This window comes from Methylobacterium sp. Leaf113 (assembly GCF_001423325.1).
GTDB lineage: Bacteria > Pseudomonadota > Alphaproteobacteria > Rhizobiales > Beijerinckiaceae > Methylobacterium.
Genome location: NZ_LMNJ01000052.1, coordinates 29,305 through 50,758 on the forward strand (window position 1 = coordinate 29,305; position 21,454 = coordinate 50,758).

Here is a 21,454-nt window from a genome sequence, read left to right on the forward strand (position 1 = left end):
GATATCGCCTCCCGTGTGGGAATGCATTTCCAAGAAAGACACCAGGGATCCTTAATTTAACGATATGCGCAATCCGAGTTGAGGCGATCCGGCAGTTGGCTGAAAAATTTGAACGGAGGTAGTAGGATGCCTTCATGGTGAAAGCGCTCAAAACATTCATCCGCGACACGCCGCTTCTGCGCGAGATGGCCTTGCGGGTACGTGCGCTCACTTATTCGATCGCTAACTCGTCCCCTGGCCTCTACACCCTTTGCTATCACCATGTGCTACCCGAGCAGCAGAAGTCTTTTGCTCGACAACTGGACTACCTAAGCGAACTCGGCGATTTTGTTACGGCGGATCGGGCGGCCGATCTTGTGAAGAGTGGCGCCACCCTTGATCGTCGCTACTTTCTCGTCAGTTTCGATGATGGCTATCTCGACAACCTTTCGGTAGCTCTCCCAGTCCTCAAGGCCTCTTCCACACCCGCCATCCTGTTCCTTGTCAGCGATTGGATTGATGCTCCTCCGAAGGCAAACAGGTATGGTGCGAGTTATATGGATCGTTCAGCCGTCGCTGCTTGGCAGTCCGCCGGTCTTGATGTCGGGTCACACTCTGCGACGCACAGAAATCTCCGCCACCTTAGCGAGACAGAGGTTACGGATGAACTCGGTCGATCGCGCCGGGACTTGGAGGCGATGACCGGCGTAGCCATCCGGCACTTCGCCTGCCCATGGGGGGTTGCCAACGTCGACTTCGACCCGGCGCGCGACATTACTCTCGCACGTCGCGCGGGCTATCGGACGTTTTATACGACAAGGCGTGGTGTCGCGCTTGGGCCGGACGATCTCATGCTCATGCCACGCCACGTGTTAGAGCCGAATTGGGGACTCTATCAGGTCGACGCCCTGATGGGTGGACGGGCTCGTGACGCTCGATGAATGCCAATCAGGCCATTCGATCGCGAAACAGCGATCGCAGCCGCCCTATCGCGATCATTATCGGTGCACGCGCGCCCTACATGCATCGGCTCTACGAGCGTCTGGGCTCGGAACTGGACCGGCCGCTCCATGTTCTGGCGTGCAGTGCACGGGAGGCCGCGCGCCAGTGGGAGTTGCCCGATCCCAAAGCCTATCGCTTTGAAGTGATCCCGGGCTTACGCTGGTATCGGAGCGCGGTCAGCAACCTCTACATCAACCCGTACATCGTACCCCGCATCATCACGCTCCGCCCAAGCTTGATCGTCGTCAACGACTTCGCTCCGACCATGCTGATGGCCGCTGTGACGGCCCGCTTGCTCGCCATTCCCTATGGTCTGCGCACCGATGGCGTGCCCGATACTGATCCCGGACAACGTTCGTGGTCACATCGAACGATGCGCCGTCTGCTGGTACCGAAGGCTCGGTTCGGTCTCGGAGCGAGTGACGGAAGTTTGCGGTTGCTAGAAGGCTATAGTTTGGCTGCCGAGCGTCTCGCCCTCGCCCCACTGTTTCCCGCCTGGGAGCCAGAAGGTCTTGAGGGCGCAATGCAGTCCGACCGCGATCGACCGTATGACATCCTCTTTTGCGGGATCCTCAACGAAGAAGTAAAAGGCGCGCGCTTCTTCACGGAAGTCGTCCTTGCCTGCCACGGGCGCGGCCGGGAACTGCGGATCCGAGTCGCTGGGGACGGCCCATTGCGCGGCGAGATGCAATCACGCTTCGCAGAGGCGGGGGTGAATGCGCACTTCGACGGCTTTGTTCAGCAACAGGGCCTGAACGCGATCTATGCGTCGGCGCGGCTCTTCCTCTTCCCGAGCCGTGGTGATGTCTGGGGTATCGTCATCCAGGAGGCGCTCCAATGTGGAACGGCCGTGCTGGCCTCACCGCATTCGGGGAGCGCTCGCGAACTTCTCGACGCCTATGCCTGTGGCGTTGTCCGCCCGATGACCGTCAACGGGTGGGTTTCGGCGGCCCTGGATCTGCTTGACGATCCAGAGCGACGCACAAATCTGCGTCACCTGGCTGTGCCGGCGCTCAAGCGCTTTTCCCTCGCTGCTGCAACCGCTGCCTACCGCAAAGTACTGACCAATTCTCCAGATTGAGCGATGATTCGTGTGCTGACCAGTCACGGTCGGGGGGATCTGCTCCATTCGAGGCGAATAGACCTTAGCCGCGTCCTGCACGATTGAAGGCCACGATCGCTAGGAACCGAGGGACGACCTGCGCGTAGCGTGATCTGAGACGGCGGGGCTCACGGATCAGGCGATAGAGCCACTCCAACCCCCATCGCGTCATCATGCGAGGCGCTCGTGCGATCGCTCCGGTGTTGACGTCGAAAGCCGCCCCGACGCCCATGCCGATAACCCCCGGAAGGAAGGGGGTGTGGGTGTGGAGGAAGAGCTCCTGTTTCGGCGTGCTGAGCCCAATCCAGAGGATCTGGGTTCCGGCGCTCAACAGCCTTTGATGCAGATCCTGCGATTCCGGTTCGGTCAGCGGCCGATACGGAAGAGTTTCTGCTCCGGCTATGATTAACCCCGGTGCCCGATCGCGCATCTCCGCGGCCAAACGCTCGGCGACCCCGGGACCTCCTCCGAGGAAGAAGTGGCGCCACCCCGCTTCAACACCAGCTCGACAGACGACCTCGACAGATTCGATTCCTGGTACTTGATCGATGCCCCTGTGTCCGCGGAGCCAGCCTACCCAGGCCAGGGGGCGGCCATCCGCACAGACCAGGAGGGCAGCGTCGTGCGCCGCTTTGACGGACGGCTCGTCCTGTGCCCGGACGATCCCATGTGCATCACGAAACACCACGAAGGTTCCCGGAGCGGCCGACCTGCGGGCCAAGCGACGCCGAATGGCGGATACGAGGCCGTTCATATCCGTAATGGAGATCGGAACGCCGCCGAGGTTGAAATGAGGAACATCCGGATCATGTCCCCAAGCGTAGGAAGATGGCTGGCTGGTTCGCGCAATGGGGCCGGTCATGCTGCGTCTCGAGCGGCGGTGTCTTCGCGACTGGCGATCGCTTCGCGATAAATCAGCAGGGCACGGGCGGTGACGACGTCAGCGGTCCATTCTTGTTCGTAGACCCGACGGGCTGCGCGCCCCATGTCCCGCGTGGCAACCGGTGCGTCGGCGATTTGGTTGAGTGCGCGAGCGAGGCTCACGGGATCGCCAGGCTCGACATGCAAACCTGTTCTCCCATCGACGATCAGGTCGGCGAGCGCTCCGATCCGCGATGCGACAACGGGCGTGCCGAGGCTGAACGCCTCGGCGATCACCATCGGCATACCTTCGTACCACTGTGACGGCACCACGAGAGCTTCAGCTCGGGCCATCATGGCCTGGACGGTAGTAGGGGGCTGTGGGCCGAGAAGAGTTACTCCAGGCGTATCTCGCAGCCGGCCTTCGAGAGGCCCTTCGCCGATCAGAGTGATAGGAATTCGGCAGGCACGAGCCGCCTCTGCGAGAGTAGCGACACCCTTCTCTGGAACCAAACGTCCGACAAACAGGACGCCGTTGCGCGGAGCTTCCCTATCGAAGCCTGGGTCCGCAAGCCCGTTGGGTTTGATCCGGATTCGATGGCCCGGAAGACCGGCTGCGAGGAAGCGCGTTCGCGCAAACGGTGTGAGTGCGATGAAACGATCGACGTCGTGCGTCCACGTCCCGGAGCGTCGATGCACGTCGATCATTCGCGCTACCGCAAGCGAACCCAAACGAGACCCCCGGTAGCAAGCGTGCCTTACTGCCTGATACGGAGAGCCATCGATGCAATCTTCGCACGGGCGCCCCTCGCGCATGAAAATACCGTTCGCACAGGTCACGCGAAAATTGTGAAGCGTCTGAACTGTTGCTACGCCTTCCGCCCGTATCGCTTGGTGCACGCCAGGGGATATCTGCGGAAAAACATTATGGGCGTGTACGACATCCGGCCTGAACGCTCGGACCGCGTCGACCACCGTGGCGATCCCACGCTGGGCGTAGGGCGCCTCATAGGCGGTTCGGAGACGGTCCCACCCTGTTCGGATGCCAGCGTTGTCGAAGAACAAAGTCTCTACGCGTTGCCCCGAGCGCCGGAGGCTATCGACTTCCTGCGCCACCACTGAATCTTCACCGCCGCGAACCTGATAGCGATTGTGAATCACAAGGATCCGCAACTTGGGTAATCCCGTCTCGGTGACAGGCTCGGCGATAGGATCGAAAGGTCCTTCGTCGGACTGGTCGAAATCGACTGCTGCCTTTGTCATCACAAGACGCCATGCTTCCGACGGCGGCGCTCTAGCTACCGGATCTCGAGAAGGAATGAGGGTAATTCTCTAAAGAAACGTCACTGCTTTCGGCCTTTTGCCACGCAGTCGCGGTCATTTGAATTACACATGCGCAGAGCAGACGCCTAGGAGGCTCGCCCATGCTGACAAATCCCAGAGAGATTCCCAGTGTCCGCGCTGAGCCTTTCAGCTTAAATTCACTTAGAATTCGATAAATCTATCGTGTATCTCGAAAGTTAGTGATTACAACTGGGCGCGAGGGCGTTTTCAATCGGATATCTATGTCGTTGTTCGACAAGGCTCGCCGGGAGTCATCGGGCTGAACGCAAGAGACGCCGTCTTGCGGGGATGATCCATGCGCTCTGTGCATAGTTAGGAACATGGGCGAGAGCCTGTCGTTGAATGGCAGACTGATCGAACGGGAGGCGCTGATCGCTGCCCAATCGTGATCACGTTCAGCCAAATTCGAGGCATCGTCGCATCATGCGCTCGGGATCTGAGTTTGGTCGTGTGCTCTTTACGAAACTGAAGGACCATCCGAATGGCCGATTCCAAGTCCCAAGCCGGTAATCAGCGTCTCCATGAGACCCAGAACGGTACGAAGTCCAACGCGAAGAAGGTGTCGATCGATGTGCTGAACGCCCGTCTCTCAGATGGGATCGATCTAGCCCTTGATGTCAAACAGGCTCACTGGAACCTGAAAGGACCTCAATTCATCGGCATTCACGAGATGCTCGATGGCTTCCGCACGGAACTCGATGACTACAATGACAAAGTGGCCGAGCGAATCACCCAACTCGGCGGGACGGCACGTGGCACAGCCACATCCGTGGCCTCAGGATCGCAGCTCGCGCCCTATCCCCTCGATGCCTATGCCGTCGCTGATCATCTTGCGGCGCTCATCGACCGCTATGGCGTTTATGCCAACGCAGTGCGCCAGAACATCGATGACACGGATGAGGCCGGTGATGCTGGCACGTCCGATCTCCTGACCGAAGTTTCGCGCGGGGTCGACAAGCAGCTTTGGTTCCTCGAGGCCCACGTGCAGGAGCCGACTGGCAACATGCGCGACGGCGATCACGCTGGCCAGCGCTAAGGCAACGAGAGCGGCCTAGACGAAAACGGGGGAGCGCTACTTGTCGCTTCCCCTTTTCACGTCGTGCTCCCGGTCGTCTAAGAGGCCGGGAATTCAGTCCCAATGTATTGCGAATGTAAGGGCAGATGCCTGCTCGCGCTATCACATACGACTTCGAAACGAATGAGGTATGTGGTGCCGCAAGAGGGATTCGAACCCCCGACCCCCTCATTACGAATGAGGTGCTCTACCAGCTGAGCTATTGCGGCTCGGTTCCGCGTCGCCTGTCGAAGCCAAGGCGAACCGTGTGGTGGAGGGTCATATCGGGCGGCGCAGCGGATGGCAAGCTTTCTGAATCCTGCTGTGAGGGTGAAAGGGCGGGAAACGATGCATCTCTGACACGGTCGTAGGGCATTGTCCGATACGTCTGAGCGGATGCTTGACGGCTCATTAGCTGCCCCCGAAGGCTTCCAGCGACGTTTGAGGTTCATGATGTCCCTGATCGCCCGCCTTCGTGCCTACGCCGTCGATACACTCGGTCTCAAAGACCCTACGCACGCTGGCGGTGAGGCCGATGAGCGCCTCGCTGCGATCGCACTCCTTGTTCACGTCGCGCGCGCCGATGGCGTCCTGGCTCCGGAAGAGACGGAACGGCTTGCCCGCCTTGTCGAAGGTCGTTTCACCGAGACCCGGAGCGAAGCCGAGGTCTTGATCGCTCGTGCCGCCGATTTCGACGCCGAAACCCGGGATATGGCGCAACTGGTCGAGATGATCGGCCACGCCGTCGACAAGGAGCGGAGAGGGCGGCTGCTGGCGATGGCTTGGTCCGTTGCAGGTGCGGACGGCGTTGTTCACGAATTCGAAGAGGCGCTCGTGCACCGCCTGGGCGTTCTGCTCGGTTTCGACGAGGCTGCCATAGCCGATACGCGGCGCGCTGCCGCGGAAGGGCCACTTGCCCTGAATTGACTGGGTTGCTGCGATGATCCTCTGCTTGACCCTGATTCTTTTCGCGCAACTTTGCGGGGAGGCCCTGGCCCATGCCACCGGGTTACCGGTGCCGGGACCCCTGATCGGAATGGCGCTGCTCCTGTTGTTTTTGATCCTAAGAGATCGGGCACCACGATTGGGTCCACGCCTGTTAGCGCTCCCGCTGATCGATGGCCGCCTGGAGGGGACCGGGAAGGGGCTCCTGGCCAATCTCTCGCTGATGTTCGTGCCGGCGGGAGCCGGCATTGTCGGGCGCCTTGACGTCCTTGCCGCACAGGGCGTGGCCCTCGGTGCGATCGTACTAATCTCGACGGTGGCAACATTGGCAGCCACTGCGGTCACGTTCGTCGCTGTCTCGTACGCGTTGGCGAAACCGAAGGCGCACCCGTGACCCCGGATTTTGCTGTCTGGGTCTATCTCTCGCGTACGCCACTGCTTTGGCTGACGGTGACGCTACTGGCCTACGTCGTGGCCGATCGGATCGCTCAGGCAACCAACCGTCATCCGTTGGCCAATCCCGTATTGATCGCCATAGCCCTCACGGCGACGGTTCTGGAGACGACCGGCACACCCTACGCCACCTATTTCGATGGCGCTCAGTTCGTGCATTTCCTGCTGGGGCCTGCGACGGTTGCCCTGGCGATTCCGCTCTATGAATATCGCGCCACCGTGCTGCGTTCGCTCGCTCCAATGGCGGCGGCCCTCATCGTCGGCTCCGTAGTGGCTCTGGGCTCGACTCTGCTTCTTGGCCAAGCGTTCGGCATTCCTCGCGAGGTCATCATTTCGCTCGCGCCGAAGTCGGTGACCACTGGGGTGGCCATGGGGATCGCCCAGACTTTGGGGGGCGACCCGACCTTGGCGGCCGTGATCGTCATGCTGACCGGAATGACGGGCGGTATCCTGGTCACGCCGCTGATGAACGTTCTGCGCATTCGGGACATGCGCGCTCGCGGCTTCGCGGCGGGCCTTGCTGCGCATGGGGTTGGAACGGCACGTGCTTTTCAGGTCAACGAGGTTGCCGGCGCCTTCGCGGGTATTGCCCTTGGCTTGAATGCCTTCCTCACTGCGATCCTGGCACCGATTGCACTGACCTTTCTGCGCTGACCTCTACTGAGCGACGACAGTCGAGGAAACCTCCCGAGGAGTGAACCGGCCGTCGTCGACCGGTTGCATGTCGATGCGCCGGTCGTGGAGGGCATGAAGGGTCGAGCGATGCCCGATGGACACGATTGTTGTGCCAGGAAGTCGCTCCCGCAGCATGCGATAGATCGCAGCTTCATTGGGCTCATCAAGGGCGGCCGTGGCTTCATCGAGGAACAGCCAATCCGGTTTGGTCAGGACAGCCCGGGCGATAGCGAGGCGCTGCTGCTCACCACCGGACAGGCGCCGGTCCCAGCTATCCACTTCGTCGAGCCGGTCGGCGAATTGCGGAAGCTGGGCCGCGATCAGGGCGTCTTGGATTGCCGCATCCGTGAATTGATCCGTTGTGTTCGGGTAGACCACCGCTCCACGTAACGTACCGAGCGGGAGGTAGGGCCGCTGTGGCAGGACGAGGGCTGACTGGCCAGCCGGGACGTCGACCCGACCTCGACCGAAGGGCCAAACCCCAGCGATCGCGCGGAACAGCGTCGATTTGCCGGAGCCGGATGGGCCGGTGACCAGCGTCGCTTTCCCCCGTTGGAGCGTCAGCCGTTCCGCCGTAACGATTTCGCGGTTGTCCGGAAGGGCGAGCGTGAGGTTCCGGGCGACCACCTCACCGGTGGTTTCGTTGCCTTGCACGAGGCCATAGCCCGCCGCTGAAAGGGCCTCCGCTTTCGTCATTGCCCGTTTGAACGAGCCAAGACGAATCGTATTCGCCCTGTAGGAAGCCAGCGTCAGATAGGAGGTGATGAAGAAGTTCAGCGATTCCTGCACGCTTCCAAAGGCGCTGGACGTCTGCTGCAAAGCGCCGAGGGTGATCTTCTTGGCGAAGAACGACGGAGCGGCAATGACCAGCGGGAAGATCGCGCTGGCTTGTCGATAGCTGAAGGTGAAGGCGATCAGCTTGATGCGTCGGAAGATGATGCCGATGTAGTTGTCGATGATTGCATGAAACAGGGTGGCGAGCCGCGTGCTCTCAGCCCGCTCGCCGCGCAGCAGCGCGATCTGCTCGGAGTAGATGCGGTTTCGAGCGAGCGAGAAGCGGAAATCCGCCTCGACCTGCTCCTGGCGGAAGTTAAGCCCGATGAGGGGACGCCCGATCAGATGGGTGAGCCATGTTCCGACCAACGCATAGGCGATCACCAGCCAGACCAGGAAGCCCGGGATCACCATGTCGGTGAAGGGCAGGACGAAATCGCGGCTCAGGGTCCAGAGCACGACGATAAATGAGACGAGCTGAGCAGCCTGGGACAACAGGCGAATTGATACACCAGCTGTCTGCTGGATGAAGGCGTTCACGTCGGATTGGATACGCTGATCCGGATTGTCGGCATCTTCGTCGGTGAAGGGAATACGGTAGTGCGTACCGGCGCCGAGCCAGCGCTCGTAGAGGCTGTGGGTCAGCCAGGTGCGCCAGCGGATGTGCAACGAGGAATCGACGAACAGGTCGAACATGCCGATGGCGATGTTCAGGAGGGCCAGCGGGACGAAGATCCAGGCCAGCTGATACCAGAAAGCCTGCTGGTCGTATTCCTGGATGGAGTTGTAGAGGTCACGATAAAAAAAGTTGAACCGCAGCGTCAGCGCGACGTCCGCAAAATTGACGAAGATCGACAGCGCGACGAGCCGCTGGCCGATTTGACCCTCCGTGCGCCCGAACCAGCGGAACAGGCCGATCTCCTTGGTTGGCTTGTCTCGGTTTGCAAAATACGGGTCGGCGATCAGGGTGATGTCGCGGACCGGTTTCCAATGTGAGATGGCGAGGACCACGCCGGCGAAGACCACGGCGCCCGTGGCAGCGAAGGCTGGGGGCAGCAGTGCCGCCACGACGGCGGGCAGGCTGCCCATGGTGGCCAGCGTTTTCGAACCCGCGAGCAGCACGTAGCCGATCCCGTAGACCGACACGAAAACCTTCAGGTAGTCGGAGAGTTTGCCGGACGCGATGAGGATCGCCGCCATGGCGAAGCCGCTGAGGCTGACATACAGCGGCGTGGACACGCCCGGCAGGATCAGAAGAGCGAGAGCGAAGAGCGCCGTGATCCCGGCTTGCAGGCCGAGGCCTGTCCTCAATGCGGGCACGTGCGCCTCCCCTTGTCATTGTTCTTATGGCTGGATGCCGAGACGGCACGGATTGCCGGTGGCATTGCCGTCCGGTCGTGGCGAGATCGTGGCGCTGCCCTGCGACCTCCGGCAACTCGGCTTCCGCCCGCGTCGACGGAACCGCTACCAGTCCCAGTCACCGAAGTCGGGCTCGCGGCAACGATAGCCGATGGGACATTCCGGGTTATCGCGTGTCGGAACGAAGCGCAGTTCTGCAATCTCCGTCAGATTGCACTGACTGCGGTCCCGCACGAAGCGCTCAGCGGCTGCGTTGCCGGGGTTGATCCAAAGCGATCTTCTGTCCCTCACCAAAGCCATGGCATCGGCGCAGGTCAAGCGCTGGGTCGAGGGGAGGGGATTCTGAGCACTGGCCGGCGTCACCAGGATGGCGCAGAGGGCGAGTGCGAGGCATCTCGTCACGATACGCGGCGCCGTTCCTCTGTTTCGATGCGGCCAAGCATGGCAGTTTCCGTGTGACGCGGAAAGGGGTTGCCGTCCGCTTGCCGCAATCGCGCGCTCTATCCACCGAGATTGCGCCCCGCGGGCGCTTAACCCAGCGCGCGACCACCGGCTGACGGTTCGGTCCGCCGGAATGGACGAACGTCTGAGCCATGACGGGACTGTCGATCCTCAATCTCGATGCCGTGCGTGCCGCTCCCGTATCGCGGGAGCCCTACAGCTTCTTTCTCGGAAACGACGTTCTGAAGCCGGAAGCCGTCGATGAGATCCGCCAGGATTTTCCGGCGATCGCCAAGCCCGGCTATCTCACCGTCGACGAGGTCGCCTTGAAGGGCCGCTTCAAAGCGCTGATCGAAGAACTGGAAAGCGACGCCTTCTCGCGGATCATGGGTGAGAAGTTCGGCATCGATCTCGTCTCATGTCCGCGCCTCACCACCATCATGAAGCGCAGTCAGCTGAAATACGGCTCGATCCACACCGATGGCCCGTCCAAGGTGATGACGATGCTGATCTACATGAACGACGCCTGGGACGCTCCGGCGGCCGGGCGCCTGCGGGTACTTTATGACGGCAAGAACTATGAACCCTTCGCGGTCGAGGTCCCTCCCACCATGGGCACGATGTTCGCGTTCCTTCGCGCTGACAATTCCTGGCACGGCCACGAGCCTTTCGCGGGCGAGCGTCGCGTTGTGCAGGTGGCCTGGGTCAAGGATGCGAACGAACTCGAGCGCAAGAAAAAGCGTAATCGTACCGCCCAGTTCCTGAAGGGCATCTTCGGCCGGTAAGGGCACCGTCCCGAAGGGGCGGGTCCAAGTTCGAAGGGGGGGCGACAGGTGGCAGGCGGTGGGCCACAATCTGGTTTCCGGTCGGTTTCTCCGCCGCGCCTGCCTTCTCCCCGACATTCCACCGCCATGTTTCCTCGGCGAGTTGCACCTTACGGATAAGCCGGAGGGGGCGACTCATGTCGAGGTTGTGTGGCGCGGCGATCGTTCGGACCGCTCTCGTTTGGGCCATCCTGACCTGTGGGCCGGTATTTGCAGCGCCCGTCGGGTCACCGTCGTCGGACCTCGCGCTTCTCGACGCGCTGACCTGGGGAGCGACGCCGACGAGTTTCTCCGCGCTGCGGGCGCAAGGGCGGGAAGCCTGGCTGTCGGCGCAACTGCGGCCGTCCCACGCGATGGCACTCCCGCCCGTGGCTCAGGCCCAAATCCATTCGATCCAGCCACAGGGCGCCTTGATCGATCGCGTCGTCGCTTTCGACGCACAAGCCAAGGCCGCGAATGGGCTCGCCGATCTGAACGCCAAGAAGGCGGCTCAATCCGCCTATCAGGGCGCCTTGAACGACGCCTACCGGCAATCACTGACCGCCACGATCCTGCGAGCGCTCTATGCGCCGGATCAGGTTCGGGAGCGGATGACTTGGTTCTGGTTCAACCGCTTCAACGTGCATCAGGGCAAGGCCAATCTGCGCGTCCTCGTCGGCGACTTTCTCGACACTGCCATCCGCCCCAATGCCCTTGGGCGATTCCGCGATCTCCTGACTGCGACGCTCGAGCACCCGGCGATGCTGCGCTACCTCGATAACGTCGAGAATGCTGCTGGTCGGCTCAACGAGAACTACGCCCGCGAACTCATGGAACTTCACACCCTCGGCGTCGGAGGGGGGTACGCGCAGCACGACGTGGAGGAATTGGCTCGTATTCTCACGGGGGCCGGTATCGATTCGCGGCCCGAAAACCCCAGGGTGAAGCCAGAGCTTCAGGGCGATCTCGTCCGAAAGGGGCTCTTCCTGTTCAACCCGGCCCGGCACGATTACGGCAGCAAGGTTCTGCTTGGTCATACCATCCACAGTCGTGGCTATGCCGAGATCGAGGAGGCGCTCGACGTTCTGGCCCGGCATCCCGCAACCGCCCGCAACGTCTCCCGGGCAATGGCCCTCTATCTGATGGGGCGTTCGCCCTCGAATGCTCTCGTCGATCGGCTCGCCGCGGTCTTCACTCGAACGGACGGCGATACCGCGGCAGTGCTGGGCGCGCTCGTCCACTCTCCGGAATTCGTGGACGCGGCCGGCTCGGGCTTCAAGGATCCGGTCCGCTATGTTTTTTCGGCCCTGCGGCTGGCCTATGACGACCGGGTCATTCTGAATACGACCCCAGTCCAGAACTGGTTGAACCGCCTCGGAGAGGGCCTCTTCAATCGCTCGACACCCGACGGGTATCCGCTCGACGCCGCTGCCTGGAGCGGCCCAGGCCAGCTCACGATGCGCTTCGAGATCGCGCGCCAGATCGGCTCCGGCTCGGCGGGGCTGTTCAAGTCTGGCGCCCTCGATGCGGTCGAGGAACCTGCCTTTCCGCTCCTGCAGAATGGTCTCTATTTCGGGCCGCTGATGGCGACCCTCACGCCGCGGACGAGGGACGCCTTGCGTCGGGCGGTCTCGCCCCAGGATTGGAACACGTTGTTCCTGTCCTCCCCCGAGTTCATGCATTGAGGAGGCGGATCGATGAACAGACGCGATCTCATCCGCGCTGCCGCCGCCTTCGGTGCCAGCACCGTCGCGGGCCGGGTGTGGGCGGCGCCCAAAGCCGATGCCCGCCTTCTCGTCGTCTTCCTGCGGGGGGCTTACGACGCCGCCAATGTGGTAATCCCGACCGGCAGCGACTTCTACTATCGAGCCCGGCCGAATCTGGCGGTGGCTCGACCCGATCCGGCGAACCCGGCGGCAGCCCTCCCGCTCGATGCCGACTGGAGCCTTCATCCGGCGCTGCGCGAGACGATCCTGCCGCTCTACGCGAAAGGAGAGGCGGCCTTCGTGCCGTTCGCCGGTACGAACGACCTCACCCGCAGCCACTTCGAGACGCAGGACACGATCGAACTCGGACAGCCGGTCGGTGATTCGCGAAATTACCAATCCGGGTTCATGGCGCGCCTCGCCGTGGAATTGACGCGGGTGCGCCCGATCGCCTTCACCGAGCAATCACCCCTGATCTTCCGGGGACCCGATCCCGTGCCCAACATCGCGATCCACGGGATCGGCAAGCCGGGGATCGACGAGAGGCAGGCTGCTCTGATCCGGGCTATGTACGCGGGCGGCCCCCTGGCGAGCGCGGTGAACGAGGGCTTTCGGGTCCGAGATGAGGTCTATCGGACAATCTCCGATCACCAAGCACAGGCGGATCGCGGCGCGGTTTCGCCCAAGGGGTTCGAATTGGCCGCCCGTCGCATCGGCCGCCTGATGCGGGACCAGTTCAACCTCGGCTTCGTCGATGTCGGTGGGTGGGATACGCATGTGAACCAGGGCGGTGCAACCGGCTATCTCGCCGACCGCATCGGAGAACTTGGCCGTGGCCTTTCCGGCTTCGTCCAGGAGATCGGCGCCGGCTGGACCGATACTGTCGTGGTCGTGGTTTCCGAGTTCGGTCGGACCTTCCGCGAGAACGGTAATCGCGGCACCGATCATGGTCACGGTAGCGTCTACTGGGTGCTCGGGGGCGGGGTACGGGGCGGCCGGATCGCCGGTCCGCAGGTTCGGGCCGACGAAGCTCATCTGTTCCAGAACAGGGACTATCCGGTGCTCACCGATTATCGGGCGATGCTGAGTGGTCTGTTGCAGCGCATCTACGGACTCGATGCAGCCAGTCTCGGTCGCATCTTCCCGGACGTCTCCCCAAGCGATCTCGGGCTGGTCTGAGCCCGTAGACCTCCGCGCGCTGCGTCGTCGGTGCGCGCGTTTTCGTCCGGTCACAACATGAAAAAAGGGGCCGCCTTTCGGCGACCCCCTTGTTTACGGTGTTCAGATGTCTTGGACGTATCAGAAGTCCATGCCACCCATGCCGCCGCCCATGCCGCCGCCGCCGCCCATGGGGGCGCCGCTGTCCTTCTTCGGAGCATCGGCGATCATGGCCTCGGTGGTGACGAGGAGGCCGGCGATCGAGGACGCATCCTGAAGGGCGGTGCGCACGACCTTGGCCGGGTCGACGATACCGGCCTGGATCATGTCAACGTACTCTTCGGTCTGGGCGTTGAAGCCGAAGGTGATCGAAGAGGTGTTGTCAGTGATCTTGCCGACCACGATCGAGCCCTCGACGCCGGAATTGGCGGCGATCTGGCGGATCGGCGCCTCAAGGGCCTTCAGCACGATCTTGATGCCGGCCTGGACGTCCGGGTTGTCGCTGGTGAGGGCGCGGACGGCCTCGCGGGCACGGAGGAGGGCGGTGCCGCCGCCGGGGACGATACCCTCTTCCACCGCAGCGCGGGTGGCATTGAGCGCGTCGTCGACGCGGTCCTTCTTCTCCTTGACCTCAACCTCAGTCGCGCCGCCGACGCGGATGACCGCGACGCCGCCGGCGAGCTTGGCCAGGCGCTCCTGGAGCTTCTCACGGTCGTAGTCCGAGGTGGTCTCCTCGATCTGCGCCTTGATCTGGCCGACGCGGGCTTCGATGTCCGCCTTTTCGCCGAGACCGTCGATGATCGTGGTGGTCTCCTTCTCGATGCGGATGCGCTTGGCGCGGCCGAGCATCGGGAGGGTGACGTTCTCGAGCTTGATGCCGAGGTCCTCGGCGATCATCTGACCCTGGGTCAGGATCGCGATGTCCTCGAGCATGGCCTTGCGGCGATCGCCGAAGCCGGGAGCCTTGACGGCCGCGACCTTAAGGCCACCGCGCAGCTTGTTCACGACGAGCGTGGCGAGCGCCTCACCCTCGATGTCCTCGGCGATGATGACGAGCGGCTTGCCGGTCTGCACCACGGCCTCGAGAACCGGCAGCATCGCCTGGAGCGACGAGAGCTTCTTCTCGTGGATGAGGATGTAGGGGTCCTCGAGCTCGGCGACCATCTTCTCCGCATTCGTGATGAAGTACGGGGAAAGGTAACCGCGATCGAACTGCATGCCCTCAACGACGTCGAGCTCGGTCTCGGCGGTCTTGGCTTCCTCGACGGTGATGACACCCTCGTTGCCGACCTTCTGCATGGCGTGGGCGATCATCTCGCCGATTTCCTTGTCGCCATTGGCCGAGATGGTGCCGACCTGGGCGACTTCCTCGGACGAGGCGACCTTCTTGGCGCGGCTCGTGATGTCCTTCACGGCAGCGGTGGTGGCGAGGTCGATGCCGCGCTTCAGGTCCATCGGGTTCATGCCGGCGGCGACGTACTTGGCGCCTTCGCGGACGATGGCCTGGGCCAGGACGGTGGCGGTGGTAGTGCCGTCGCCAGCGATGTCGTTGGTCTTCGAGGCCACTTCGCGCACCATCTGGGCGCCCATGTTCTCGAACTTGTCGGAGAGCTCGATCTCCTTGGCGACGGTGACGCCGTCCTTGGTGATGCGCGGAGCGCCGAAGGACTTCTCGATGACGACGTTGCGGCCCTTGGGACCGAGCGTCACCTTGACGGCGTCAGCGAGGATGTCGACGCCGCGGAGCATCTTCTCGCGGGCATCGGAGCCGAAACGGACTTCTTTTGCTGCCATGTTCAAATCCTTAAGTTGTTGAGAGCCCTGAGGCGCTCGAAACGAGAGCGCGCTCGAAGGACTCAGCTAGGATCGTAGGAAGAAGGCGGGCCGCGCTTTAGGCGACGACGCCCATGATGTCGGATTCCTTCATGATCAGGAGGTCCTGACCATCGATCTTGACTTCGGTGCCGGACCACTTGCCGAACAGGACGCGGTCGCCGGCCTTGACGTCGAGCGCGTTGATACGGCCCGCCTCGTCGCGGGCGCCGGGGCCGACGGCGACGATCTCGCCCTCTTGCGGCTTCTCCTTGGCGGTATCGGGGATGATGATGCCCCCCTTGGTCTTCTCTTCGCCTTCGATGCGGCGGACGACGACACGGTCGTGCAGCGGACGGAACTTCATGAGCTGCCCTCTTGCTTCAAATTCGTGGATGGCGTTGATGCGGCGCGGCAGCGCGCTCAACCCAGGCCGTTAGCACTCTCTCTAGGTGAGTGCTAACGATGGCGCCGAGTTAGGCGCGTGGCTCCGTCGAGTCAAGACTGTCGCAGGGTCCGACGACGTTCCGACGACAGGATCCTTCCTTCATTTCACACCCCGACGGAAAGTCCTTCGCGGATGATCGAGCTTCATGGACCGCAGGGTGCGGTCGAGCCTGCGGCGCCAGATAGCGCCTATCCCTCCCATGCCGTCTGGATCGACCTCAAGGATCCGAGCAGTGCCGAGGCAGAGCGGGTCCAACTTGCCACCGGCATCAGCGTACCGTCGCGCAAAGCGCTGAGCGAGGTCGAGAATTCGAGCCGTCTGCGCCGGATGAAGAGCGGTTTCACGCTCTCCACGCCGATGATCACCTTCGACAAACTGGATTCTCAGCTCAAACCCCTCGGCTTCGTCCTGACGAAGGATCGCCTGCTCACCGTCCGCTTCCACGATCTGCGGGCCTTCGCGGAGGTCAAGAGGCGGATCGATGCCGGAGACGGACCGGGCACCACCAGCACGGAGATCTTCCTTCTGCTGGTGGAGGAACTGGTCGACAGTCTCGCAGACGCCCTCGAGGACATGGGCGCGGACCTCGACGCCCTCTCGACGCGGATCTTCGATTTCGATGTCCGCAGCAGCGCCGCCACCGGGGACATCAGGGTCCCGCACCAGAACCCCCGCCGGCGCGACCTGGCCCTTCGCCGTATCCTGCGCGGCATCGGTCGACGCGGAAAGGCGCTCGGGAAGATCCGCTCCAGTCTCCTCGGACTGGAGCGGATCGTGCCGTTCGTCGCAAACGAATGCGAGCATATCCTCGGGGAGGAGCAGGTGCCGAGATTCGAGGCGATGCGCCGGGACATCGCCTCCCTCGACGAGTTCGAAATTCGCCTGTCGGAGAACGTGCAGTTCCTCCTCGACGCCACGCTGGGCCTCATCAGCATCGAGCAGAACAACACCTTCCGGGTTCTCACCGTGGCTTCCGTGGTGGGTATCCCGCCGACGCTGATCGCCTCGATGTACGGCATGAACTTCAAGCACATGCCGGAACTCGACTGGCTCTACGGCTATCCTTACGGCCTGACCCTGATCGCGCTCAGCGCCATCATTCCGGTCGTTTTCTTTCGGATTCGGGGCTGGATCTGAGGGCGTGACGAATTGTTCGGTCGCGCGTGCGAAACCAACCCGGTTGCATCGCTGCCCGTCCAAGCAGCCTTCGAGGATGAAGTGTCCGCGCCATGGCCGTGATCGCTGCCTTCGTCCTCAATGCAGGTCTGAACTTCGTCCTCGGGCTCCTGATCGCCAAGCTGCTCGGGCCCGCCGATTTCGGCCTGTTCGCTTTGGCGACCGCCGGTGCGATCGTCGCAAACACCATCCTGTTCGAATGGCTTCGCCTGTCGGCGACGCGCTTCTATTCCGTTCGGGTGCGCGTCGATGAGCCTTGGATCCGCCACGGGCTCGACCATGCCTACGCGTTTCTGGCGCTGGCCCTGTTCGCTGCGGCTTTGCTCTGTGCCGTGTTCGGCGTCTCGCTTCAGCCGAGTGCGGACAGCCATTTCGCGATCACGGCCGGTGCTGCGGTGGCCGCGCTGGGCATCGGGGTTTTCGACTATCATGCCGCGCTCGTCCGCGCGCGCTTTGACGGTGCGCTCTACTTCAACCTCGTCGCGGTCAAGAATGCCCTCGCCTTCGTTCTGATGGCGGGGGCCGCCTGGTACTTTCCGCAACCGGTCTGGGTTCTGGTGGCGGCCGGTATCAGCCAGGCCGTTGCTGTCCTGCTTCTCTACGGTCCGATGCGCGACCCGGTCGTGCCGCGCCTGCAGGCCCGCGTCCGGGAGACTTGGCGGCTCTTCGTCGCCTATGGTCTGCCGCTGATTGCCGCGAATGCGATCTATCAGCTCCTTCCATTTCTCAATCGGGGTAGCATCGCGGCCCATGCGGGTCTTGCCGAAGCCGGCTACTTTGCATTGGCTGCCGATGTCACCACCCGGAGTATCGGTACCCTCGGCACTGCCCTCGACCTACTGTTGTTTCAACTAGCCGTCCGGGTGGAGGAGCAGGAGGGCCGTGCCGCGGCCGAGCGCCAGGTCGGACTGAACGTCGGCGTTGTCGTCACCTTGCTTCTGCCCTGCGCCGTCGGGTTCTGGGCCGTGCTTCCCGCTCTGGAGACACTGGTGGTGCCAGAAGCTTACCGTGGTCCCTTTTCCGCCTATGCCGGCGTGATGGTGCCAGGCTTCTTCTGTCTGGCGATGATGAATTTCGCGCTCAATCCGATCTTCCAGATCCGCAGACGGACTCGCCCGGTCATCGCGGCTGCCTGCGTTGGATTGGGTCTCAACGCCGCCGGGTTATGGTTCCTCCCACCCCTGCTGGGTCCCGAGGGCGTCGCGGTCGCGCAGACCCTAGGGCTGGCTACCGCGACGCTGTTGCTGGGAATTCGCGCACTGACCGGCCCGGATCGGCTGCGCCTGCCCTGGTGGGAGATCCTGGCGGCCTGTGTCGCCTCCATGGCCATGGCGCTCTGCCTCCTGCCGTTGCGCCACATCGAACCGACCCGCGCCCTCGCCCTCGGCGTACCGCTCGGCATCGCGGTCTACGGCGCCCTGGTCTGGTTCTTCGACATTGCCGGGTTGAGGGGCCACGCGATGGCGCGTCTTTCCCGCAGCCTTCCCGGATCGCCCCGCCCCACCGAGCCGGCCTCGGTAGAATAGGACGGACTCGGCGGAATAGACGGCCTCGACTGGCTGTCATCGCCGTGATCCTCCTTTAAGGTGATCGACGGCAGACAGGATCGAGGGCGCCGTAGAACGCTCCGAATCGGGCAGGAATCGATGCGTTCATATGAGCCTCACGATGAGGGCGCGGCGGCCGAGGTTGTTCGGGCAGCGGCCAGCGGTCCCGAGCGGCTTCGCCTCGTCGGTGGCGCGACCAAGAGCGCAATTGGGCGCCCGGCCCAAGACGAGGTGACGCTATCCAGCGTCCGTCTCTCCGGCATCACCCTCTACGAACCCGCCGAGATGGTCGTCTCGGCCCGGGCTGGAACGCCGCTGGCGGAGGTTCAGGCCCTGCTCACGGAGCGCGGCCAGATGCTACCCTTCGAGCCGATGGACCATCGTACCCTGATGGGGACGACCGGCGAGCCCAGTTTCGGAGCCGTGGCGGCCACCAACAATTCCGGCCCACGGCGGATCAATGCCGGCGCGGCGCGCGACAGTTTGATCGGCGTGCGCTTCATCAATGGGCGCGGCGAGGCGATCAAGTCCGGCGGGCGTGTGATGAAGAACGTGACCGGGCTCGACCTCGTGAAGCTGATGGCGGGGTCTTGGGGAACCCTGGGCTTGCTGACCGAGGTGACCTTTAAGGTGCTGCCGCGGCAGGAGCGGGTGGCGACCCTGGCCTTCCCGGACCTCGACGATGTCCGTGCCATCGGGGCGCTGTCCGCTGCCCTCGGCTCCCCGTTCGAATTGACCGGGGCCGCCCATCTGCCCGCCGGAATCGCGGGTGGAACCGCGCGGACGCTGATGCGACTCGAGGGTTTTTCGGAATCGATCGACTATCGGCTCGGCGAATTGCGCAGGCTGCTCAAGCGCTTCGGCGAGCCGGAGGTCGTCGAGGGCGATCCAGGCGCCGAGCTATGGACCGGGATTCGCGATGTCGTGGCGCTGTCCGAGCCGCGCGAGGCCGCGATCTGGCGCATCGCGACCGCCCCGACCCATGCGCCGGCCGTGACGGCGGCGATCGCGTCGCGCCGTGAGGCCCGCTGGTTCTACGACTGGGGCGGCGGCCTGATCTGGCTTGCGACGGACGCGGCGGGAGATGCCGGAGCGGAGATCGTCCGCGCGGCCGTTCGAGCCGAGGGCGGACACGCCACCCTTGTGCGGGCGCCGGAAGCTGTCCGGGCGGCGGTCGCCGTATTCGAGCCGCTGTCGGAGGCTCTGATGCGGATCACCGCCGGTATCAAGGCGGCGCATGATCCCCAGGGGTTGTTCAATCCGGGTCGGATGTATGCCGGCCTCTGAGGCTGCGCTGTTGAGAGCGATTCCAAGGCTCGGAATCCGGCGCGATTGTCTTTAAACTGACGCCGGAAGAACGACGATGCCGACACGGGCCGGGCTGCGACGCCGGCCCGATCGACGGCGCGAGGGTGGATCCGAGGACACGCCGTGCAGACCAATTTCAGCCTGACGCAGCTCGCCGATCCGGCCATGGCGGCGTCCGAGAAGATCCTGCGGACCTGCGTCCATTGCGGGTTCTGCACCGCGACTTGCCCGACTTACCTCCTGCTCGGTGATGAACTCGATTCTCCGCGGGGGCGGATCTACCTGATCAAGGATATGCTGGAAGGTGGAAAGCCGGCCGTGCCGGAGGTGGTCAAGCACGTCGACCGGTGTTTGTCCTGTCTGTCCTGCATGACGACATGCCCGTCGGGGGTGCATTACATGCACCTTGTCGATCATGCCCGGGCGCATATCGAGGAAACCTATCGTCGTCCGCTGAGCGACCGGCTGCTGCGGGCCGTCCTGGCCTTCGTCCTGCCCTATCCGAATCGCTTCCGGCTGGCGCTCCTCGGGGCGAAGATCGGTGCGCCGTTCCGGCCCCTGGTGGCGCGCCTGCCGCGCGTCGGCAACCGCCTCGCGGCGATGCTAGACCTCGCCCCGGCGCAACTGCCGAACCGCAACCCCACCGACCGTCCGGGCACCTTTCCGGCCGATACGCGAGCCCTCGAGGCCAGCGATGCGTTGCATGGGTATGCCACGCCGTCGCGTCGAGGTCGCGTCGCGTTGCTGCGGGGATGCGCCCAGAGCGTGCTGCGCCCCGATTTCAACGAGGCGGCGATCCGCCTTCTGACCCGGCACGGGGTCGAGGTGGTCCAGGCCGCGGGGGAGGGCTGCTGCGGTGCCCTGACCCACCACATGGGCAAGGCCGACGCGTCGCATGCCCAGGCCAAGCGCACCATCGACGCCTGGATCGCCGAAATGGACGGCGCCGGCCTCGACGCGATCCTGGTCACCGCCTCCGGCTGCGGCACGACGATCAAGGATTACGGCTTCATGTTCCGCGACGACCCGACCTATGCCGAAAAGGCGAAGCGGGTTTCGGCGATTGCCAAGGACGTCACGGAGTACGTGGCCGCCATCGGCCTGATGCCCCCGATCGTGGAGACCGACCTCGTGGTCGCCTACCACTCGGCCTGCTCGATGCAGCACGGCCAGGGCATCCGCACCGAGCCCAAGAACCTGCTGAAGACGGCGGGCTTCACCGTGAAGGACGTGCCCGAGGGCCATATCTGCTGCGGCTCGGCCGGAACCTACAACATCCTTCAGCCCGAGATCGCGAACCGCCTGCGCGACCGCAAGGTCGCCAACATCGAGCGCATGCGCCCCGACGTCATCGCCACCGGCAACATCGGCTGCGCCACCCAGATCGGGAAGGGCACGGCGATCCCGATCGTCCACACGGCGGAACTGCTCGACTGGGCCACCGGCGGCCCGAAGCCGGCGGCCTTGGAGGGGATCCGCGAACGGGCGCTGCTGGCGGCGGAATAGG

20 protein-coding genes and 1 tRNA gene are annotated in these 21,454 nt (G+C 63.5%); 14 read left to right on the forward strand and 7 right to left on the reverse strand.

Annotated features, from left to right (window positions below):
• Positions 1 to 134 precede the first annotated feature (134 nt).
• On the forward strand, positions 135 to 920 hold the full coding sequence (locus tag ASF60_RS20915) for a polysaccharide deacetylase family protein (protein ID WP_056189778.1): 786 nt from the start codon (positions 135 to 137) through the stop codon (positions 918 to 920).
• Positions 917 to 2,062, forward strand: a complete 1,146-nt coding sequence (locus tag ASF60_RS20920; RefSeq protein ID WP_056189779.1) for a glycosyltransferase family 4 protein — start codon at positions 917 to 919, stop codon at positions 2,060 to 2,062. Before ASF60_RS20915 ends, ASF60_RS20920 begins: the two co-directional genes overlap by 4 nt.
• 64 nt (positions 2,063 to 2,126) lie before the next feature.
• On the opposite strand, the gene ASF60_RS24090 is transcribed toward ASF60_RS20920, so the two are convergent.
• Both ASF60_RS24090 and ASF60_RS20930 read right to left on the reverse strand, forming a co-directional pair.
• Complete coding sequence (locus ASF60_RS24090; protein WP_082508117.1) at positions 2,127 to 2,945, reverse strand: WecB/TagA/CpsF family glycosyltransferase; 819 nt, start codon at positions 2,943 to 2,945, stop codon at positions 2,127 to 2,129.
• Positions 2,942 to 4,207, reverse strand: coding sequence for a glycosyltransferase family 4 protein (locus ASF60_RS20930; protein ID WP_244478532.1), 1,266 nt, complete (start codon positions 4,205 to 4,207; stop codon positions 2,942 to 2,944). The genes ASF60_RS24090 and ASF60_RS20930 overlap by 4 nt, the downstream gene beginning before the upstream one ends.
• Positions 4,208 to 4,769: 562 nt before the next feature.
• On the opposite strand from ASF60_RS20930, the gene dps reads away from it, so the two are divergent.
• Complete coding sequence (gene dps / locus ASF60_RS20935) at positions 4,770 to 5,324, forward strand: DNA starvation/stationary phase protection protein Dps (RefSeq protein WP_056189785.1); 555 nt, start codon at positions 4,770 to 4,772, stop codon at positions 5,322 to 5,324.
• Positions 5,325 to 5,496: 172 nt separating this feature from the next.
• Here the strand turns inward: dps and ASF60_RS20940 are convergent.
• Positions 5,497 to 5,572: transfer RNA gene (locus tag ASF60_RS20940), tRNA-Thr, on the reverse strand.
• 223 nt (positions 5,573 to 5,795) lie between these two features.
• Here ASF60_RS20940 and ASF60_RS24095 point away from each other — a divergent pair.
• The 3 genes from ASF60_RS24095 to ASF60_RS20955 are packed head-to-tail and all read left to right on the forward strand — an operon-like array spanning position 5,796 to position 7,394.
• The gene (locus ASF60_RS24095) at positions 5,796 to 6,269 is read left to right on the forward strand and encodes a tellurite resistance TerB family protein (protein ID WP_082508128.1); all 474 of its coding nucleotides are present in this window, start codon (positions 5,796 to 5,798) and stop codon (positions 6,267 to 6,269) included.
• 13 nt (positions 6,270 to 6,282) lie between these two features.
• Positions 6,283 to 6,681, forward strand: a complete 399-nt coding sequence (locus ASF60_RS20950) for a CidA/LrgA family protein (protein WP_056189791.1) — start codon at positions 6,283 to 6,285, stop codon at positions 6,679 to 6,681.
• Positions 6,678 to 7,394, forward strand: coding sequence for an LrgB family protein (locus ASF60_RS20955; RefSeq protein WP_056189794.1), 717 nt, complete (start codon positions 6,678 to 6,680; stop codon positions 7,392 to 7,394). Before ASF60_RS20950 ends, ASF60_RS20955 begins: the two co-directional genes overlap by 4 nt.
• Before the next feature lie 3 nt (positions 7,395 to 7,397).
• Here the strand turns inward: ASF60_RS20955 and ASF60_RS20960 are convergent, their stop codons facing one another.
• Together ASF60_RS20960 and ASF60_RS25875 are read right to left on the reverse strand one after the other, a co-directional pair.
• The gene (locus tag ASF60_RS20960) at positions 7,398 to 9,509 is read right to left on the reverse strand and encodes an ABC transporter ATP-binding protein/permease (RefSeq protein WP_056189796.1); all 2,112 of its coding nucleotides are present in this window, start codon (positions 9,507 to 9,509) and stop codon (positions 7,398 to 7,400) included.
• 144 nt (positions 9,510 to 9,653) lie between these two features.
• Positions 9,654 to 9,953, reverse strand: a complete 300-nt coding sequence (locus ASF60_RS25875; RefSeq protein WP_443136788.1) for a hypothetical protein — start codon at positions 9,951 to 9,953, stop codon at positions 9,654 to 9,656.
• A gap of 188 nt (positions 9,954 to 10,141) precedes the next feature.
• Between ASF60_RS25875 and ASF60_RS20965 the strand changes: the two genes are divergently transcribed.
• The 3 genes from ASF60_RS20965 to ASF60_RS20975 all read left to right on the forward strand — a co-directional run bounded on the left by ASF60_RS20965 (position 10,142) and on the right by ASF60_RS20975 (position 13,677).
• Complete coding sequence (locus ASF60_RS20965) at positions 10,142 to 10,774, forward strand: 2OG-Fe(II) oxygenase (protein ID WP_056189799.1); 633 nt, start codon at positions 10,142 to 10,144, stop codon at positions 10,772 to 10,774.
• 176 nt (positions 10,775 to 10,950) lie between these two features.
• Positions 10,951 to 12,477: a DUF1800 domain-containing protein gene (locus ASF60_RS20970; protein WP_056189801.1), complete on the forward strand. Its 1,527-nt coding sequence runs from the start codon at positions 10,951 to 10,953 to the stop codon at positions 12,475 to 12,477.
• Positions 12,478 to 12,489: 12 nt separating this feature from the next.
• Positions 12,490 to 13,677: a DUF1501 domain-containing protein gene (locus tag ASF60_RS20975; RefSeq protein ID WP_056189803.1), complete on the forward strand. Its 1,188-nt coding sequence runs from the start codon at positions 12,490 to 12,492 to the stop codon at positions 13,675 to 13,677.
• A 120-nt stretch (positions 13,678 to 13,797) separates the two neighbouring features.
• On the opposite strand, the gene groL is transcribed toward ASF60_RS20975, so the two are convergent.
• Positions 13,798 to 15,450 (reverse strand): chaperonin GroEL, encoded by a 1,653-nt coding sequence (gene groL / locus ASF60_RS20980; protein WP_056189806.1) that lies wholly within the window; start codon positions 15,448 to 15,450, stop codon positions 13,798 to 13,800.
• An 18-nt stretch (positions 15,451 to 15,468) separates the two neighbouring features.
• Between groL and ASF60_RS26320 the strand changes: the two genes are divergently transcribed.
• Positions 15,469 to 15,528, forward strand: coding sequence for a hypothetical protein (locus tag ASF60_RS26320; protein ID WP_443136789.1), 60 nt, complete (start codon positions 15,469 to 15,471; stop codon positions 15,526 to 15,528).
• 19 nt (positions 15,529 to 15,547) lie between these two features.
• Here ASF60_RS26320 and groES read toward each other — a convergent pair whose 3' ends face one another.
• Complete coding sequence (groES, locus tag ASF60_RS20985) at positions 15,548 to 15,835, reverse strand: co-chaperone GroES (RefSeq protein ID WP_055886789.1); 288 nt, start codon at positions 15,833 to 15,835, stop codon at positions 15,548 to 15,550.
• 213 nt (positions 15,836 to 16,048) lie between these two features.
• On the opposite strand from groES, the gene ASF60_RS20990 reads away from it, so the two are divergent.
• The 4 genes from ASF60_RS20990 (at position 16,049) to ASF60_RS21005 (ending at position 21,453) form a co-directional block, all read left to right on the forward strand.
• On the forward strand, positions 16,049 to 17,053 hold the full coding sequence (locus ASF60_RS20990) for a magnesium transporter CorA family protein (RefSeq protein WP_056189809.1): 1,005 nt from the start codon (positions 16,049 to 16,051) through the stop codon (positions 17,051 to 17,053).
• 92 nt (positions 17,054 to 17,145) lie between these two features.
• Entirely contained in the window at positions 17,146 to 18,618 is a 1,473-nt protein-coding gene (locus ASF60_RS20995) for a polysaccharide biosynthesis C-terminal domain-containing protein (protein WP_056189812.1), read from the forward strand.
• Positions 18,619 to 18,738: 120 nt separating this feature from the next.
• Positions 18,739 to 19,926 carry an FAD-binding protein gene (locus ASF60_RS21000; protein ID WP_056189815.1) on the forward strand — a complete coding sequence of 396 codons (1,188 nt, stop codon included), beginning with the start codon at positions 18,739 to 18,741 and terminating at the stop codon, positions 19,924 to 19,926.
• Between the two features lie 144 nt (positions 19,927 to 20,070).
• Positions 20,071 to 21,453 carry a heterodisulfide reductase-related iron-sulfur binding cluster gene (locus ASF60_RS21005; RefSeq protein ID WP_056189818.1) on the forward strand — a complete coding sequence of 461 codons (1,383 nt, stop codon included), beginning with the start codon at positions 20,071 to 20,073 and terminating at the stop codon, positions 21,451 to 21,453.
• Position 21,454: the final 1 nt, after the last annotated feature.